The organism is Bradyrhizobium sp. AZCC 2262, from assembly GCF_036924535.1.
Taxonomy (GTDB): Bacteria; Pseudomonadota; Alphaproteobacteria; order Rhizobiales; family Xanthobacteraceae; genus Bradyrhizobium.
Window position 1 is genome coordinate 6,352,008 of record NZ_JAZHRT010000001.1, and the last position, 14,617, is coordinate 6,366,624.

The following is a 14,617-nucleotide window of genomic DNA, read 5'->3' on the forward strand; positions in this document are numbered from 1 at the left end:
CGCGGCTTCTGTTGCTCTTGCGAGCAAGGATCAGGCCACGCGCTTGATGGCGTCGCCCAGGATCGAAACGATATCGTCGATATGGCTTTTCTCGACGATCAACGGCGGCGACAGCGCAAAGGAATCGCCGCTCATGCGCAGATAAAGCCCACGATTGAAGCAATCGACCATGACATCATAGCCGCGCGCTCCGACCCCTTCCTTGCGTGGCGCGACTTCGACGGCGCCCATCAGGCCGACGTTGCGGATATCGACCACGTTCGGCAGACCTTTCAGCGAATGCAGTGCATCACGCCAGTATTCGGCCATCGAAGCGCCGCGCGTCAAAAGCCCCTCGTCCTTGTAGATGTCGAGCGTCGCAAGGCCCGCCGCGCAGGCGGTCGGATGCGCCGAATAAGTATAGCCATGGAACAGCTCGATCGTGCCTTCCGGGCCGTTCATCAGCGCGTCGTGGATCTTGCGGCTGGCGAACACCGCGCCGCAGGGCACGGTCCCGTTGGTGATGCCCTTGGCCGTCGTCATCATATCGGGCGTGACGCCGAAATAATCCGCCGCGAACGGCGCGCCGAGCCGGCCGAAGCCGGTGATGACCTCGTCGAAGATGAGCAAGATGCCGTGCTTCTCGGAAATTTCGCGCAGGCGCTTCAGGTAGCCTTTCGGTGGCGGCAGCACCGCGGTCGAGCCCGGCACCGGCTCGACGATGACGGCGGCGATGGTGTCGGCGCCATGCAGCGCCACCATCCGCTCGAGATCGTCGGCGAGCTCGGCGCCGTGTTCCGGCTGATCCTTCGCAAATGCATTGCGGGCGAGATCATGGGTGTGACGGATGTGATCGACGCCCGGCAGGTGCGTTGCGAACGCGCGGCGGTTCGCCACCATGCCACCGACCGACATGCCGCCGAAGCCGACGCCGTGATAGCCGCGCTCGCGGCCGATCAGGCGCGTCCGCGTCCCCTGTCCGATGGCGCGCTGATAGGCCAGCGCGATCTTCAGCGCGGTGTCGACTGACTCCGAACCCGAATTGGTGAAGAAGATACGATCGAGTCCCTTCGGCGCGATCTCGGCCAGTCGTTCGGCAAAATCGAACGCCAGCGGATGGCCCATGTTGAACGAGGGCGCGAAGTCGAGGTTCGTCAACTGCCGCTCGACGGCGGTGGCGATCTGGCGGCGGCCGTGGCCGGCATTGACGCACCAGAGGCCGGCCGAGCCGTCGATCACCTTGCGGCCGTCGACGGTGGTGTAGTGCATGCCCTCGGCGGAGGCGAACAGCCGCGGCGCCTTTTTGAACTGCCGGTTGGCCGTGAACGGCATCCAGAACGAATCGGTTTGCAGGGTGTTCGGCTTCTGATGGAGGGTCACGGCTCTAGCTCCTGTGCTGGCAGCGCAAGGTAGCACCGGGCCACGCTCGGAAAGCCACAACAAGTCCTTTTCTTCGCTCCGGCAACCCATTGATTTTACTGGTCTCGCTGGGGCATATTTGTTCGATCCGAAACACTTGCAACAGGGATTTCCGATGAGCGTCGATATCGGTGGGCGACTCCGCTTCGTTCGCGCCCGCCACAAGCTGTCGCAGCGCGAGCTCGCCAAGCGCTCCGGGGTGACCAATTCGACGATCTCGCTGATCGAATCCAACCAGATGAACCCCTCGGTCGGCGCGCTCAAGCGCATCCTCGACGGGCTGCCGATGGGCCTTGCCGAATTCTTCGCGATCGAGCCGGAGCGGCCGCGCAAGGCGTTCTACCGTTCAGACGAATTGACCGAGATCGGCAAGAAGCCGATCTCCTATCGGCAGATCGGCGACAATCTGTTTGGCCGGAGCCTGCAAATCCTCAAAGAACGCTACGAGCCGGGCAGCGACACCGGCCGGGTGCCGCTGACACATGACGGCGAGGAAGGCGGCATCGTGGTTTCTGGCCGGCTGGAGGTGACCGTCGATGACGAGCGCCGTATCCTCGATCCCCGGCGACGCCTATTATTTCGAAAGCCGGAGGCCGCATCGCTTCCGCTGCGTCGGCGGAAAGCCGTGCGAAGTGATCAGCGCCTGCACGCCGCCGACGTTTTGAGGGAGCAAGGGCGTATACTCATCAACCCGTCGTAGCGCTGCGATGCTAGACACAGGAAGTCAAAAGCGTCTCGCGGATTGATTCCAGAAGGCCCGATATCGGCTCGTAGCTCTGGTGAACCATACGAAGCTGGCCGCCACACGTGCTGACGCCGATCGTTTGCCGGTCGGCTGGAAGATTGGTCAACATCGCTGGTCCCCAGACCGCCCTGAGCCGTAGTTGCCCATATTCAACCGCAAGCGGCAGGACTCCCAGATTCGAAATGACGGCGGAGCTTTGCGGCTGGGAGGCAAAATACGCCGCCGCGCTGTCTTTGGCTGCGGTTGGCGGCATCTCAGCCGCGATCCACTGCAACATTCCAGCCGCCGTCGCGGGTAACCGCGCCATCCGCAAGTTGTCGACGACACAGCGGGCGTCCTCCCAGAGCTTTCGGCCCCCGGCAGGGACCTCGACAATGCCGGCGCCGATAAACACGCCGCACCCCGTGGTCTCAATTCTCGTTATCCTGGACAGGTCGATCGGACAGTGCATCCTGATGATATTGTTGTCCGAGGCTGGAAGGTGACGAGAGGCGGCTGCACAGATTGCGCCATGCACGGTCGTTCCATTTGCCTTGCAGAATCGCAGGAGGCGAGCGGTCTGTTCCCGGTCCCACTCCGCAATCGCCAAATTCGCGGCGGGCATTTCGGACCCCTGTGCAGCCCGGCTGCCGGCTTTCGAGATATCGTGGGAAGTCGCCTTTTCGACCACGATCGGATGAGAGGCAACCCTCGCGATCATCTCTTCAAGCAAAGGAGGCGGCGGCAAGATCTCAAGACAGTCGTCCGCGAGCGCGCGCATGACATCATGGAGAATGCGCATTCCGGACAATGCGTCCACTATCGCATGATGAAAAGTGAGAATAATCGATGCGCCATCGGATGCTGACACGACCGTTGCCCGCATCAGCGGGCCCGGAAAAGTACTGAAAGGCAGACTGAGCTCGCTTTCGACCACCTCGCGCCAGTCTGCGCCTGTTTCGGCCGGTACCTCGTTCAGTTCGATCGGGCTGTCGGTGCGACAGAACGTCGGTCCAGTTTCTGCATCGTCGACGATGCAGAGCCTTAGCGCCGAATGCCGGTTTCGAACCTGCTCGAGCGCAGCTCCAAGCTTGGTGGAATCCAATGCGCCTTCGATTTCTGCGGCGAGACAGAAATGCACGGGAAAGGCCAACGAATAGAGATAAAAGAACCGCTCGCAACTGCCTAGTGGGCGGACAAGGGCCAACTCTTGCTTCTTCGCCGCCCCCATTCCAGGTGCGCGGCTACCTGCAAAAGCTCTGTTGTACATTGTCATCATCGTTTTCAGCAGCCGCGGCAGATGACGAGCTTGCGATCGATCGCTGCATCCTCCGGAGCGAGGCGCTCGATCTCGGTTGGACTTTGCAGCGGCACGTCGCGGGCGCGCGGTTGACGGTGGCCTACCGGCGCTTCGTCGATTAATCGCGTGCGCTGCGCCAGTGAAAGCGGGCCTGCCGCGGTGGAGGAAGACACGACGGATGATCTCGCGGGCCCCACCGTCTCCGCAATGGCGTCGCGGCTGCCAAGTAAAGCCAATATCGTTACGATCTTGATCATGTCTCGCATGTCCATCTCTCCCGAAATGCGTGCGTCACCCATCGGTCAGGCGACCGCCGTGTGGTTCGAGACGCTCACCTTGAGGAGGCGAGATTACGGGTGGATGTTGTGGAGACGTGAAACGGCTACAAACGTAACACGGAACTTTTGGGGTCTGCTCTTCCGGACACGACCAGCCTGGAAGCAGGACATGTCGGCTCATTGCCTGTCTGCCTGGCCGCAAAATCGGATATGGTTTCGCCTATGAGTACACGACCCGAATTCCAGAGAGAGCAACATGATGCGAAAAGTCTGGATCGAGGCGGCGCTGAATGGCCCCTGGAGCCGCGCGCTGCAGCCGGGCATTCCCGATACGATTGAGGCGATCATCGCCGAAGGCGTCGCCTGCGCACGCGCCGGCGCCACCATCATTCACACCCATGCCTATGATGGCGGCGGCCCGCAAACCCACGACTGGCAGGTCTATGCACGCATCATCGAAGGTATTCGCAGTCAGGTGGACGTCCCCGTCTATCCCTCCTACCCGGCGTTCATGACGGACGGCGACGCCGCTCTTGCGGATATATCGGTTCGATATGCCCATATCGAAGCGCTGGTCGAACGCGGCCTGATCGACTTCGCGTTCGTCGACCCCGGCAGCGTCAATTTCACGCTCACAACGACGACATCGGCTGCAAAACCCGCCGGCACCTACATGAATTCCGAAGACCATGTCCGGTATGTACTCGACTTTGCCGCGCGATACGGGCTGCATCCTGATTTCGCGATCTACGAACCCGGCTTCCTGCGCGCCGGCGCGGCGCTGGCCCGCGCGGCCGGCACCAAGGCTCCGATCTACCGTCTCATGTTCTGCAATGTGATCGCGGTCGGCTTTCCGCCAAAGCCATATGCGCTCGCCGCCTACCTGGCGCTGCTGGAAGAGGAAGCGCCCGGCGCGCCCTGGATGATTGCGGGCGTGAGCGCCGATATCCGTCCCCTGATCGAGGAGACGGTCAGGCGCGGCGGCCATATTCGCGTCGGCCTCGAGGATGCGCCGCTGGGGACAAAAGCGAGCAACTTCGAAATGGTTGAAGAGGCCGTGCGCATGATGCGCGATCACGGCGGCGAACCCGCCACTCCGGCCGAGATGCGGCAGGCGCTGGCTGGCTGATAATCCGTTCCTCCCAGCGAACCTAATCAAAACGCGGCTCGATGACCTGCCGAACCGGCCCAATCAATAAGATGAGGTTTAATCGGGAAGGCCCGCATCGCGGAGACCCTTGGCGAAGGTGGCGAAGTCCTCCTTCCGATGAAACAAATCTCTCAGATTGGCGGCGCGCAAATCGGGATCACGTTCGAGTGCTCGTGATATCGCTCGTTGTGCCAGGTCAAGTCGCCCCGCAACCGCATTGCTCGCTGCAGAAACGCATGTTGCCAGCAGGAAATTCGGATTGAAGCGCAGAGAGCTTTCGGCGCATGACGACGCCTCGTCATAGCGGCCTTTGAGAAAATGGGCATAGGCCATGGCCCCGTGCATGGCGTACGTGGAAGGATCGAGCGGGCTCAAGCGCATGGCATGCGCAGCGTGCTCAAGTGCCAGGTCCGGCTCACCTCTCCAAACTCTCAACCACGCACTAAGGCTCCAACTTCGCCCCAAGTTGGGATTTACCGCAAGTCCCCTGTCCATAAACGCCGCCGCGTCGTCGAACTCACGGGCTATCAAGGCGAGTGCATATCCACCCATACACAGCGCAACAGGGTCATCTTCCCCCAGCAGCACCGCCTTCCGAGCCAGCCGTACAGCTTCCGCGCTTTCCTGAATGGGTTCGTCCATCCAGCCACGCGCTTTCCGCCGCACGTAGCACCACGCAGCCATGCCATAGCCGCAGGCCAGACCGTGATCGAGCTCGACTGCCTTGCAAAACAGCCGGAGTGCATCGGCGTTCGCCTCCCTGGTCCACCGACCAGCGCTGGCCAGCCCACGCAGATAATAGTCGTATGCATCCAGATTTTCAGTTGGTTTGCGCTTTGCCCGCTTGATTTCCTCGCGCTGCAGCTTTGGTGCGATTGCACCCACCACGCTGGAAGTCACATGGTCCTGCAGATCAAACACATCCTCGAGCGCGCCGTCAAAGTGGCCGGCCCACAGATGTGCTCCGGTTTCGGCATCAATAAGCTGCCCCGCGATGCGCAGGCGACTTCCCGCCTTGCGCACGCTGCCTTCGAGTACGTAGCGCACCCCAAGCTCGCGGCCGACCTGCCTCACGTCCACACTTCGGCCTTTGTAGGTGAAGCTGGAATTGCGTGCGATCACAAAGAGCCAGTGAAAGCGCGACAGTGCCATCGTGATGTCCTCCACGACGCCGTCGGCAAAATACTCCTGTTCTGGATCCAGGCTCAGGTTGACGAAGGGGAGGACGACGACTGACGGCCTGGTGGGCAGCGTCAGGGAGCTTTTCGGCGGTTCTGCCCCGTTGTCGGGCGCTGCGTCGCCTCGCTCTTCCTGCACTTGCCCGACAAAACGGAAGCCCCTTCGCGCCAGTGTCTTGAGCAGGCGCTGCTCTTCGCCGGAATCGCCGATCGCATTCCGGACGGCGTTCAGGCGGGTCGTCAACGCAGCATCAGATACGATGCGTCCATTCCAAACGGCACTAATGAGGTCGTCCTTGCTGACGACGCGCTCCCTGTTTCGAATCAGGTAATCGAGCAGGTCAAAAACCTGCGGCGTGATCGACACTGCATCCGCCCCGCGGTGCAGTTCACGCTTTTCAGTATCAAGCGCGTAATTCTCGAAGAGAAAACGCAAGCTGCCATTCCTCCTGGGGGCACCTCTAGGGCCCCCGGAGCACGAAGAATAAGCTGCCGGTAAGGGAAATGTAAGCCACGAGTTAAGCGCGCCGGCGCATCTTGCGGCAACTTCGCCTGGTCAAGAAATCCAGACAGGACACACCGCAATGAGCACGATCTACGGGCCTACCGAGCTGGGACCGGCAACCGCAAAGCGGCAGGTCTACAGTCCTCTCGAAGCATACTGGAATGCGTTTCAGGCGTGGCGCAAACGCGAGAAGCTGCGAACCGAGTTGTGTCGCCTGACGGACAGCGAGCTTGCGGACATCGGTATCACGCGCGGCGAGATCGACTACGTCACCTCAAACCGCTCAAGCTCGCCCGATCCCCTCCATTGGATGTCCGGCATCGGCACTCGAAGGTGATACATCCCGGCCTACTTCGGCAGCGCGCTCGAAAGCACCAGCTCGAGCTCCTGCCTGACATCTTCGAGCGGATGGACGCTGCGCGCGGCCCGGCACATTGCGACCGTGCCTTCCAGCGATGCGATGACCAGCACCGCAAGCCGCCGCGCGCGCGCCGCGGTCACGCCCTCGCGCCGCATCGCCGTGATCATGATGCCCTGCCAATCGGCGAACACGCCTTCAGCCAGATCGAGTAAGCGCTTTTGTGCCGCTTGGTCCGGCATGCCGTCTTTCTCCGTCGCATCGTTGACATATTGCTCGACCGCGACCGCCAGCACCGGACAGCCGGCCTGGAATTTCGATCGCTCCAGCGTCTGGCGCCACCAGGCAATGAAGGCGCGGAGCCCGCTGATCGCGCCATGTTGCTCCGTCAAAGACTTAAGCGGTCCCGAGACCTGGCTGCCTGCAAAGACCAGCGCGTCCTCGATCAGTTGCTGCTTGCCGCGCGGAAAATGATGGCCGATCGAACCGCGCGGCGTACCGGTATGGCGGACCACGTCGCGCATGCTGGTGGCATTGACGCCACGCCGGCTCATCAGGTCGGCGGCGCCGGCCACCATCTTGGCGCGGGTATTGGACGACATCGGAACTCTCCCTTGAGTCGCGCCATTGTAGAATATGACGCTTGACATAGCCAGCCCGCCGGCACTATGCCACCTGTCATAGCGGGCGGGAGGTAACGATCGATGACGTTTATCCATATGATCAATTTCCGCGTCATCGAGGAAGGCAGCTGGGGCTCGCGCGGCGGCGTGCTATCGTTCCTCGATCTGCTCGACCACGGCGCATCGCACTTTTCGCCGGAACGCACTGCTGCGATCCGCACCGCGCTTGCCGTCAAATACGAGCGATAGCCGCGCGGCGGCATTTGAGACATCCAGGACAGAGGAAACCAGCATCATGAGCACCGAAGGAAAAATCCGCACCGAATCCCATGATCGCATTTTCAGGATCATCATCGACAACCCCGCCAAGAAGAACGCGTTCTCGCCGGCCATGATGGAGCAATTGTCGGACGCGCTGACCGAACTGCACAACAACGACAGCTATTGGGTCGGCGTCATCTGCGCCGAGGGCAAGGATTTCACCGCCGGCCTCGACATGCCGAAATTCTTCGGCCCCACCGCCGAGAAGCGAAACTTCAAGGGGGGCAACGTCGACGCATTCGGCCTGCAAAAGCGCTGCAAGAAGCCGATCGTCACCGCCGTGCAAGGCATCGTCTTCACCATCGGCATCGAATTGATGCTGGCGGGCGACATCGTCGTGGCCGCCGACGACAGCAGGTTCTGCCAGATGGAATCCAAGCGCGGCATTGCGCCGCTCGGGGGCGCGCATTTCCGCTTCCTGTCGCGCACCGGCTGGGGCAATGCGATGTATCATTTGTTCCTGTGCGATGAATTCACGGCAGCGCGCGCCCGCGAGATCGGGCTGGTTCAGGAGGTGGTGCCGGCGGGCCAGCAGGTCGAACGCGCGATGACGCTCGCCGCGATCATTGCGCAAAATGCGCCGCTCGGCATTCAGGTCACCAAGGAGGCCGCCCTGAAATATGTCGAACAGGGCGAGACGGCAGCCATCGCCTACATTCCGACCGTTCGCGAGCGGGTGCTGAACAGCGCCGACGCGCGCGAGGGCATTCAATCCTTCATCGAGCGGCGCGCCGCGGTGTTTCAGGGGCGGTGAGACGAACGTGAAATCAATCTCCGGAAAACAGGAAGAACTGGCGAACCTGCTCGTGCAGGCGCGGCGCAACGTCAGCCAATTCCCCCTGCCCGATGATCTCGTGCCGGCTACGGCCCTTGAAGCCTATGCCGTCAACCAGACCGTGGCGGAACGTCTCGGCTGGGAGCCGCTGGGCTGGAAGATCGCCGGCACAACGGACGCGGTGCGCGACAAGCTGCAACTGGACGGACCGATCTACGGCAGGACCTTTCGGCGACGATAGAGATTATGATCGATCCCTAGCGGCCCCGGCGGCCAGCTGAACTGAACCGAGACAGCGCGACGGCCGACCGCGAACGCGGACGGCAGCGTTACGGCCAATGGCTACTTCGATCCTTATCCCGTCAGGATCGGTTTCAGCGCATCGCGTTGCTCGATGATGTAGTCGAAGAAAGCGGCAATGCGCGGCACGCGGCGGATGTCGGGATGCGTCAACAGCCGCCAGCTTCGCGTCAATTCCGGCACCGGCCCGAGCACGCAGACCAGATCGGACTCCGCATCGCCGAGCGCGGTCGGCAGCGGCCCCAGCCCCGCGCCGGACTTCACCGCGGAGACGAGGCCAAGCACGCTGTTGTTGCGCACCGGCATCCTGGCATCGGGTGCGACATCCTTCAGCCACTTCGCGGCGCGGTGATTGGCCAGCGTCTCGTCGAAGCCGACGAGAAGGTGCTGCGACAAGTCCTCGACGCGGTCGGGCTTGCCGTGACGGCCGACATAGTCGCGGCTGGCATAGACCGCCCAGAACGAGTCCGCGATCTTGCGGCCGATCAGCTCGTCGTCGGTGTCACCGGAGCGGAACGCTATGTCCACCTCCCCTTTCGACAGGTCGAGATAGCGGTCGCTGGTGATGAATTCGACGCGCAGATGCGGATGGCGGGCATGAAACCGCTCGATCAGGCCCGACTGCGTCATGCGGATGACGATCGGCTCCGGACAGGTCACGCGGATCGCGCCCTTCATGTCCTGCTCGATGTCGGTTGCCCGCCGCTGGAAATCCCCGACCGCGGCCTCGATGCGTTCGGCGAACGGTAGCAGCGTGGTGCCGTATTCGGTAAGGCGATAGCCGCTCGCTTGCCGCGTCACCAGCGCCCGCCCGATCCTGCGTTCGAGCTCTTCGAGCCGGCGGTGCACTGTCGACTGGCTGGTGCCGAGCGCCTTGCCGGCGGCAATCGTGCTGCCGTGGCGCGCAACCGCGAGGAAATACTTTAAATCGTTCCAATCGAACATGCGGCCATTATGCACTTTTGGAGCGGGTCCTCGCAATCTTGCGGCTCCCGCGGCGCGGCCGGCTTGCCTAGGTTTTTGCACCGAAATAGCGCGGTGATTGGCTAACAAAGGAGCGATACATGCGCAGCCATCTCGTCCCCGGCATCACCCTGCTCGTCAGCGTCGGCGCGAGCGATCCGGCATTGGCGCAACAACACGGCGCCGCAGCGCCTAATATCGCCAAGCCGAATATGGTGCTGCAGCAAGTCGTCGAGGGATTGCCCACAGATGAGAAGCAGACCGTGCGGGTCATGACCGCAACGTTCAAGCCAGGCGACAAGACCGTCTATCACACGCATCGTTTTCCGGTCACGGTCTATGTGCTGGAAGGCGCCTTCACCCTCGAGCTCGACGGCCGCCCGCCGCTTACCGTCAAGGCTGGCGAAGCACTGGTCGAACCGCCGAAAGTGCCGATGACCGGCTATAACCGCAGCGCCACCGAGCCGACCAAGGTCGTCATCTTCTATGTCAGCGCCAACGATACGCCATTTCTCGACATGATGTCGCACTAGGAGAGAACTTCCGGACCGGCTCGCGCGGAATCGGCATCGACGCCGCGGGCCGTGATTTGCTTGCCCTTTCCGGCCGGTGTAACTTTGCTTCCGCTGCACCAGCGCGACCAACGGGAGCACATCCATGCGCGTCGTCCTGCTTCTCGTATTTCTGTTCGGCCTCGCCGCACCCGCATTCGCCGACGACGTCGCCGCTGCACAAAGCGTGATCCGCGCGCAGGAGCAGGCGTTCAGCCGCGACGATGCCGCGACGGCCTATTCCCATGCCGCGCCCGAGATCAGGCAGCTCTTCCCGCAGGCCGACATCTTCATGCAGATGGTCCAGCAGGGCTATCCGCCGGTCTATCGCCACAAGAGTTTTGAATTCGGTGAGGCGCGCACGGCCGGCGGCCAGATTGCCCAGCGCGTCCACATCGTCGACGACAATGGCGAAGCCTGGGAAGCGATGTATACGCTGGAGCAGCAGCCTGACGGCAACTTGAAGATCACGGGCTGTTCACTGCTGAAGGCGGGACAGGCGGTATAACATAGCGTTTTCGAGCGAAGTGGATTCCGGTTCGCGTGAAGAAAACGCGTCAAAAAAGATTCTACACCATCGCCAGCCGTTGCCGTGCGCGCATCAGCAGCAGCAGCATGATCGCAATGTTGAGCGCGTTCCACGCCAGGCCATTGGCAAAGGCGGCGCTGTAGGAACCTGTCGCGTCGAAGATCGCGCCTGAAACCCAGCCGCCGAACGACATGCCGAACACGGAAGCGAAGATCACGATGCCCACGCGTGTCGCGGCCTCAGAGGCCGGCATCGCCTCGCGCACGATGATGGCATAGCTCGGCACGATGCCGCCCTGGAACAGGCCGAACATCGCCGAGATGACGTAGAGCGAGGTCAGGCTGTCGAAGAACAGATAGAACAATAGCGCGGTGCCCTGCGCGACCGAGCCGATCAAGAGCGTGCGGATGCCGCCGATCCTGTCGGCGAGGAAGCCCGAGCCGATGCGGCTGATAATGCCAAAGCCGAGCATCAGCGACAGCATTTCGGCGCCGCGCGCCACGCCAAAACCGAGATCGCTGCAATAGGCCACGATATGAACCTGCGGCATCGACATCGCCACGCAGCAGGAAATTGCCGCGAGCGACAGGATCACGGTCAGCGCATTGGTGGAAAGCCGCAGGTCGACGCGCGGCGGCGGCGCGTTCTGATGGTCACGCTGCGCCCCCGCCCCCATCAGCATCCGCAAGCCGATCAGCGCCAGCGTCATCGCCACCGCCGTGAAGATGCCGATCGCGATGTGGGTGGTGCGCCAGCCCATCGTCTCGATGCCGTGGTTGATCAGCGGCGGCCAGATCGCGCCGCCGATGTAATTGCCGCTGGCGGCGACGGCGACCGCGAGCCCGCGGTAGCGGTCGAACCAGTGCGAGGCCTCCGCCATCAGCGGTCCGAACGTGGCCGACGAGGACAGCCCGATCGCGAAATGCACCAGGATGAATTGCCAGATCGAGGATGACATCCCCGCGACGACATAACCCAGGCCCAAAATGCCGATGCCGAGCCCGATGGCGGTGACGATGCCGTAGCGGTCAGTGATCTTGCCGGTCAGCACCGCGCCGGAACCGAATCCGAGCATGATCATCGTGAACGCCAGCGAGGCGGTGCCGCGGCTCGCGGCGAACTCGGTCTGCACCACGGGAAGTGCCACCACCACCGACCACATGCCGACGCTGCCGAGCGAGCCGATCAGCACGGCGACGGCAAGCCGCAGCCATGCCCGGCGCGAGTCGGGAATGAACAGGTCGGAATCTCGGGGAAGTTCAGAAGAAATGACCACGGCGCATGGAACTTCGTAGGCAAATCGCCCAAGGTCAAGCCACATTGCCGCGATATTGGGCATGCAGTTGTGGTGGGACAACATCCTTCATAGGATGGATGAGCCAACGGGTCCGGCCTTCGGCCGGCTCGATGATAAACTCCGCGAAATCCATCAATAGGCTGCCAGCGCTCCCGCCCCAGGCGCGCTGTGTACACTAGTGAACTGACTTCCCGTTCGATGGGGGCCTAGGCTCAATCATCACCGCGTCCATGGCAGCCATCGGTGACGAGAACGCCAGCCGTGCTGCCTTGTGGAGTAGCGCCGTGCAGCAACGACGCCGTGTAATACAAACCTCGCCACTGGATCAACGCTTGGCCGATCACGCGCAGCGCCTGCGCAAAGAGGCGAGAGGCACCCCGCCCGGCATTGCGCGCGAACAGCTTCTCCGCAGAGCGCGACAGGCCGAAGCGGCTGCCGACATGGAGCAATGGCTCGCGTCTCCCGGTCTGCGAAAGCCGAACTGAGAACTTCTCGCGGTAGCGCCAGGCATCAATTTGGCGACCGCCGCTTCATCGGGCTGCGACCCGCAGCAAAAGTGCTTGCTGGGGCGGACCTTCCGGTTGCAATCCCGGCGTTCCCAGCGCAAACGCGGTCACCAGCAGCAGGGTGCTCGCGCAGATGATCTGAAGACAGAAGCGATCCATCGGCGTTAACAAGCGAGTGCGCTCCCCGTTCCCTGGGAACTGGATGGTTGGGGCGAGTGTTCCCGGTCGATCCCGGCAACCTACCCCAGCTCAAAGCTGGTGACGCCAAACACCCGCCCCAGCCGCAGCAGCGGGGTAGCGCCGGTATACATGCGGGCCGTCTCGAACACCGGCGCGAGCCCAAAATCCTGTGCGAGCGCGATCGCCTCACGGTTGACGCCGGGCACATCCAGAAAAATCTCGCCGCCGCCGACCTTGGCGAGCAACGCTGACAGCACCGTTTCGGCGGTGGCGCGGTCGTCGGCCACCAGCGGACCGATCTTGAAACCCTTCAGGCATGGACGGATCACGCCCCAGCCGGCGGGCCTGCCATCGCGCACGACCGCGCAACCGGCATGTCCGGGTGCGCCGATCCACGCCCGCAAAAACGCCGGCCGCGGCGCCGGAAACACGGTTGCGTCGTCCGCCTCGATCGCTGCCATCGCGACATCGGACAGTGCCATGACGTCAGCCCGAGGCGCAGCGGGCGCGGCAACCGTGCCGCCGTAGCGGACATTGGCGTAAGCGAGCTGAAAGCCGGATTTTCGGTAATTGTCCTGCTGCGCCACCACGCCATCCAGTCCGATCACGCGCGAACCAGCATGGGCGGTCGCCGCATTCCAGATGCGCAAGCCGTAACCTCTGCCGCGCAGATCCGCGCGCACGATGTAAAAGCCGAGAAAGGAAAAGCGCGCGTCGTAATTGACGCAGGAGATCGTCGCGGCCGGCGCGCCGTCAAGCTCGGCGATGAAAAAGCCTTCCGGATCGACGGAAGCGAAGCACGCGTCATCGGCGAGGCCCGGATTCCACCCCTCGCCCGCGGCCCACTCCACGGCCAATGAAATTTCGTCTGGCCGCATCGGCCGTATTGTGAAGGTGTTCATGGGGACGGTCCTCGAATATGTGTCTCCAGCCGTCATTGCCTGCGACAAACGCGAAGCGTTTGCGCAAGGGAGCGAAGCGACGAAGCAACCCATCGATCCTCGCGCGCGGAAAGATGGATTGCTTCGCGGAGCCTGTCATCACTGTGCGAGCGCAATTGCGCAATGCTTGGGCCCTCAACTCACAATGCGGATGCAGCTGTGCGCAGTCCAGAAATGGCACACTTCTTCGCGCAGAATATCCTTGTGCTGTGCGGTTTGTTTAGCGAAAATTAATCATGCTGTGGCTGGCGGGGCTGCGTAGTTGGAGGTTTCACACATGTACCGATCATCGCTGACACTGGCGTTCGTTGTCCTGTCCTCGACGGCCGGCGCGGCCAGCGACCTGTCGTCCGTCTACGTGGCGCCCGGCGGAATCTACGCGCCTTCCGCTGATGTCTATGTTCGTCCCGGACCGAGCTATCGGCAACCGCCTTACGCGGAACCTGGTTACGGATATCGGCAGCCCTCTTATGCGCCGGGCCCCGCTTACCGCGCGCCGGCAGCGGTCTATGGCGACTACGAACCGCCCTACGCCGCGCGGCCGGTCTACGTCGACCGCGCGCCCGCGTATCCCGAGCGTTACTACGCCCGGGAGCGCTACTCCGCGCAGGAGTACGACTATGAATATGCGCCGAGGCCGCCGCTGCCCGTGCCCTATCGCACGCGGGCGCGGGCACGATGCGACGACGGCTATGGCGGGTGGTCCTACTGCGATTGAAGCTGCCGGCGTGGCGCGGGTT

General features: G+C 62.6%; 17 protein-coding genes and 1 pseudogene. 9 read left to right on the forward strand and 9 right to left on the reverse strand.

Features of this window, described 5'->3' with window-relative positions; all coding sequences use genetic code 11:
• Positions 1–30: 30 nt before the first annotated feature.
• Positions 31–1,359, reverse strand: a complete 1,329-nt coding sequence (locus V1283_RS29715; RefSeq protein WP_334390163.1) for an aspartate aminotransferase family protein — start codon at positions 1,357–1,359, stop codon at positions 31–33.
• A gap of 154 nt (positions 1,360–1,513) precedes the next feature.
• Between V1283_RS29715 and V1283_RS29720 the strand changes: the two are divergent.
• Positions 1,514–2,063 (forward strand): annotated as a pseudogene (locus V1283_RS29720) (cupin domain-containing protein).
• A gap of 45 nt (positions 2,064–2,108) precedes the next feature.
• Here the strand turns inward: V1283_RS29720 and V1283_RS29725 are convergent.
• Both V1283_RS29725 and V1283_RS29730 read right to left on the reverse strand, forming a co-directional pair.
• Positions 2,109–3,398 carry a condensation domain-containing protein gene (locus V1283_RS29725; RefSeq protein WP_334390164.1) on the reverse strand — a complete coding sequence of 430 codons (1,290 nt, stop codon included), beginning with the start codon at positions 3,396–3,398 and terminating at the stop codon, positions 2,109–2,111.
• An 8-nt stretch (positions 3,399–3,406) separates the two neighbouring features.
• A complete protein-coding gene (locus V1283_RS29730) occupies positions 3,407–3,688 on the reverse strand; it encodes a hypothetical protein (protein ID WP_334390165.1) in 282 nt (93 codons plus the stop codon).
• 268 nt (positions 3,689–3,956) lie between these two features.
• On the opposite strand from V1283_RS29730, the gene V1283_RS29735 reads away from it, so the two are divergent.
• Complete coding sequence (locus V1283_RS29735; RefSeq protein WP_334390167.1) at positions 3,957–4,829, forward strand: 3-keto-5-aminohexanoate cleavage protein; 873 nt, start codon at positions 3,957–3,959, stop codon at positions 4,827–4,829.
• A 78-nt stretch (positions 4,830–4,907) separates the two neighbouring features.
• On the opposite strand, the gene V1283_RS29740 is transcribed toward V1283_RS29735, so the two are convergent.
• A complete protein-coding gene (locus V1283_RS29740) occupies positions 4,908–6,464 on the reverse strand; it encodes a winged helix-turn-helix domain-containing tetratricopeptide repeat protein (RefSeq protein ID WP_334390168.1) in 1,557 nt (518 codons plus the stop codon).
• A 148-nt stretch (positions 6,465–6,612) separates the two neighbouring features.
• Here V1283_RS29740 and V1283_RS29745 point away from each other — a divergent pair, with 148 nt between their 5' ends.
• Positions 6,613–6,870: a DUF1127 domain-containing protein gene (locus V1283_RS29745; protein WP_334390169.1), complete on the forward strand. Its 258-nt coding sequence runs from the start codon at positions 6,613–6,615 to the stop codon at positions 6,868–6,870.
• Positions 6,871–6,881: 11 nt separating this feature from the next.
• Here the strand turns inward: V1283_RS29745 and V1283_RS29750 are convergent, their stop codons facing one another.
• A complete protein-coding gene (locus V1283_RS29750) occupies positions 6,882–7,493 on the reverse strand; it encodes a TetR/AcrR family transcriptional regulator (protein WP_334390170.1) in 612 nt (203 codons plus the stop codon).
• 102 nt (positions 7,494–7,595) lie between these two features.
• Between V1283_RS29750 and V1283_RS29755 the strand changes: the two genes are divergently transcribed.
• The 3 genes from V1283_RS29755 to V1283_RS29765 are packed head-to-tail and all read left to right on the forward strand — an operon-like array spanning position 7,596 to position 8,851.
• Positions 7,596–7,763: a hypothetical protein gene (locus V1283_RS29755; protein WP_334390171.1), complete on the forward strand. Its 168-nt coding sequence runs from the start codon at positions 7,596–7,598 to the stop codon at positions 7,761–7,763.
• A 46-nt stretch (positions 7,764–7,809) separates the two neighbouring features.
• A complete protein-coding gene (locus tag V1283_RS29760) occupies positions 7,810–8,589 on the forward strand; it encodes a crotonase/enoyl-CoA hydratase family protein (RefSeq protein ID WP_334390172.1) in 780 nt (259 codons plus the stop codon).
• Positions 8,590–8,596: 7 nt separating this feature from the next.
• On the forward strand, positions 8,597–8,851 hold the full coding sequence (locus tag V1283_RS29765) for a hypothetical protein (protein WP_334390174.1): 255 nt from the start codon (positions 8,597–8,599) through the stop codon (positions 8,849–8,851).
• Positions 8,852–8,964: 113 nt separating this feature from the next.
• Here V1283_RS29765 and V1283_RS29770 read toward each other — a convergent pair whose 3' ends face one another.
• On the reverse strand, positions 8,965–9,855 hold the full coding sequence (locus V1283_RS29770; protein WP_334390175.1) for a LysR family transcriptional regulator: 891 nt from the start codon (positions 9,853–9,855) through the stop codon (positions 8,965–8,967).
• 119 nt (positions 9,856–9,974) lie between these two features.
• Here V1283_RS29770 and V1283_RS29775 point away from each other — a divergent pair, with 119 nt between their 5' ends.
• Positions 9,975–10,406 carry a cupin domain-containing protein gene (locus tag V1283_RS29775; RefSeq protein WP_334390176.1) on the forward strand — a complete coding sequence of 144 codons (432 nt, stop codon included), beginning with the start codon at positions 9,975–9,977 and terminating at the stop codon, positions 10,404–10,406.
• 124 nt (positions 10,407–10,530) lie between these two features.
• Positions 10,531–10,932 (forward strand): DUF4864 domain-containing protein, encoded by a 402-nt coding sequence (locus tag V1283_RS29780; RefSeq protein ID WP_334390177.1) that lies wholly within the window; start codon positions 10,531–10,533, stop codon positions 10,930–10,932.
• A 61-nt stretch (positions 10,933–10,993) separates the two neighbouring features.
• Here the strand turns inward: V1283_RS29780 and V1283_RS29785 are convergent, their stop codons facing one another.
• From V1283_RS29785 to V1283_RS29795, 3 genes are all read right to left on the reverse strand, one after another.
• Positions 10,994–12,193, reverse strand: coding sequence for an MFS transporter (locus V1283_RS29785; protein WP_442895893.1), 1,200 nt, complete (start codon positions 12,191–12,193; stop codon positions 10,994–10,996).
• 269 nt (positions 12,194–12,462) lie between these two features.
• The gene (locus V1283_RS29790) at positions 12,463–12,699 is read right to left on the reverse strand and encodes a hypothetical protein (RefSeq protein ID WP_334390179.1); all 237 of its coding nucleotides are present in this window, start codon (positions 12,697–12,699) and stop codon (positions 12,463–12,465) included.
• Between the two features lie 296 nt (positions 12,700–12,995).
• A complete protein-coding gene (locus V1283_RS29795) occupies positions 12,996–13,838 on the reverse strand; it encodes a GNAT family N-acetyltransferase (protein WP_334390180.1) in 843 nt (280 codons plus the stop codon).
• 316 nt (positions 13,839–14,154) lie between these two features.
• Here V1283_RS29795 and V1283_RS29800 point away from each other — a divergent pair, with 316 nt between their 5' ends.
• Complete coding sequence (locus V1283_RS29800; protein WP_334390181.1) at positions 14,155–14,595, forward strand: hypothetical protein; 441 nt, start codon at positions 14,155–14,157, stop codon at positions 14,593–14,595.
• The last annotated feature ends 22 nt before the right edge of the window (positions 14,596–14,617 follow it).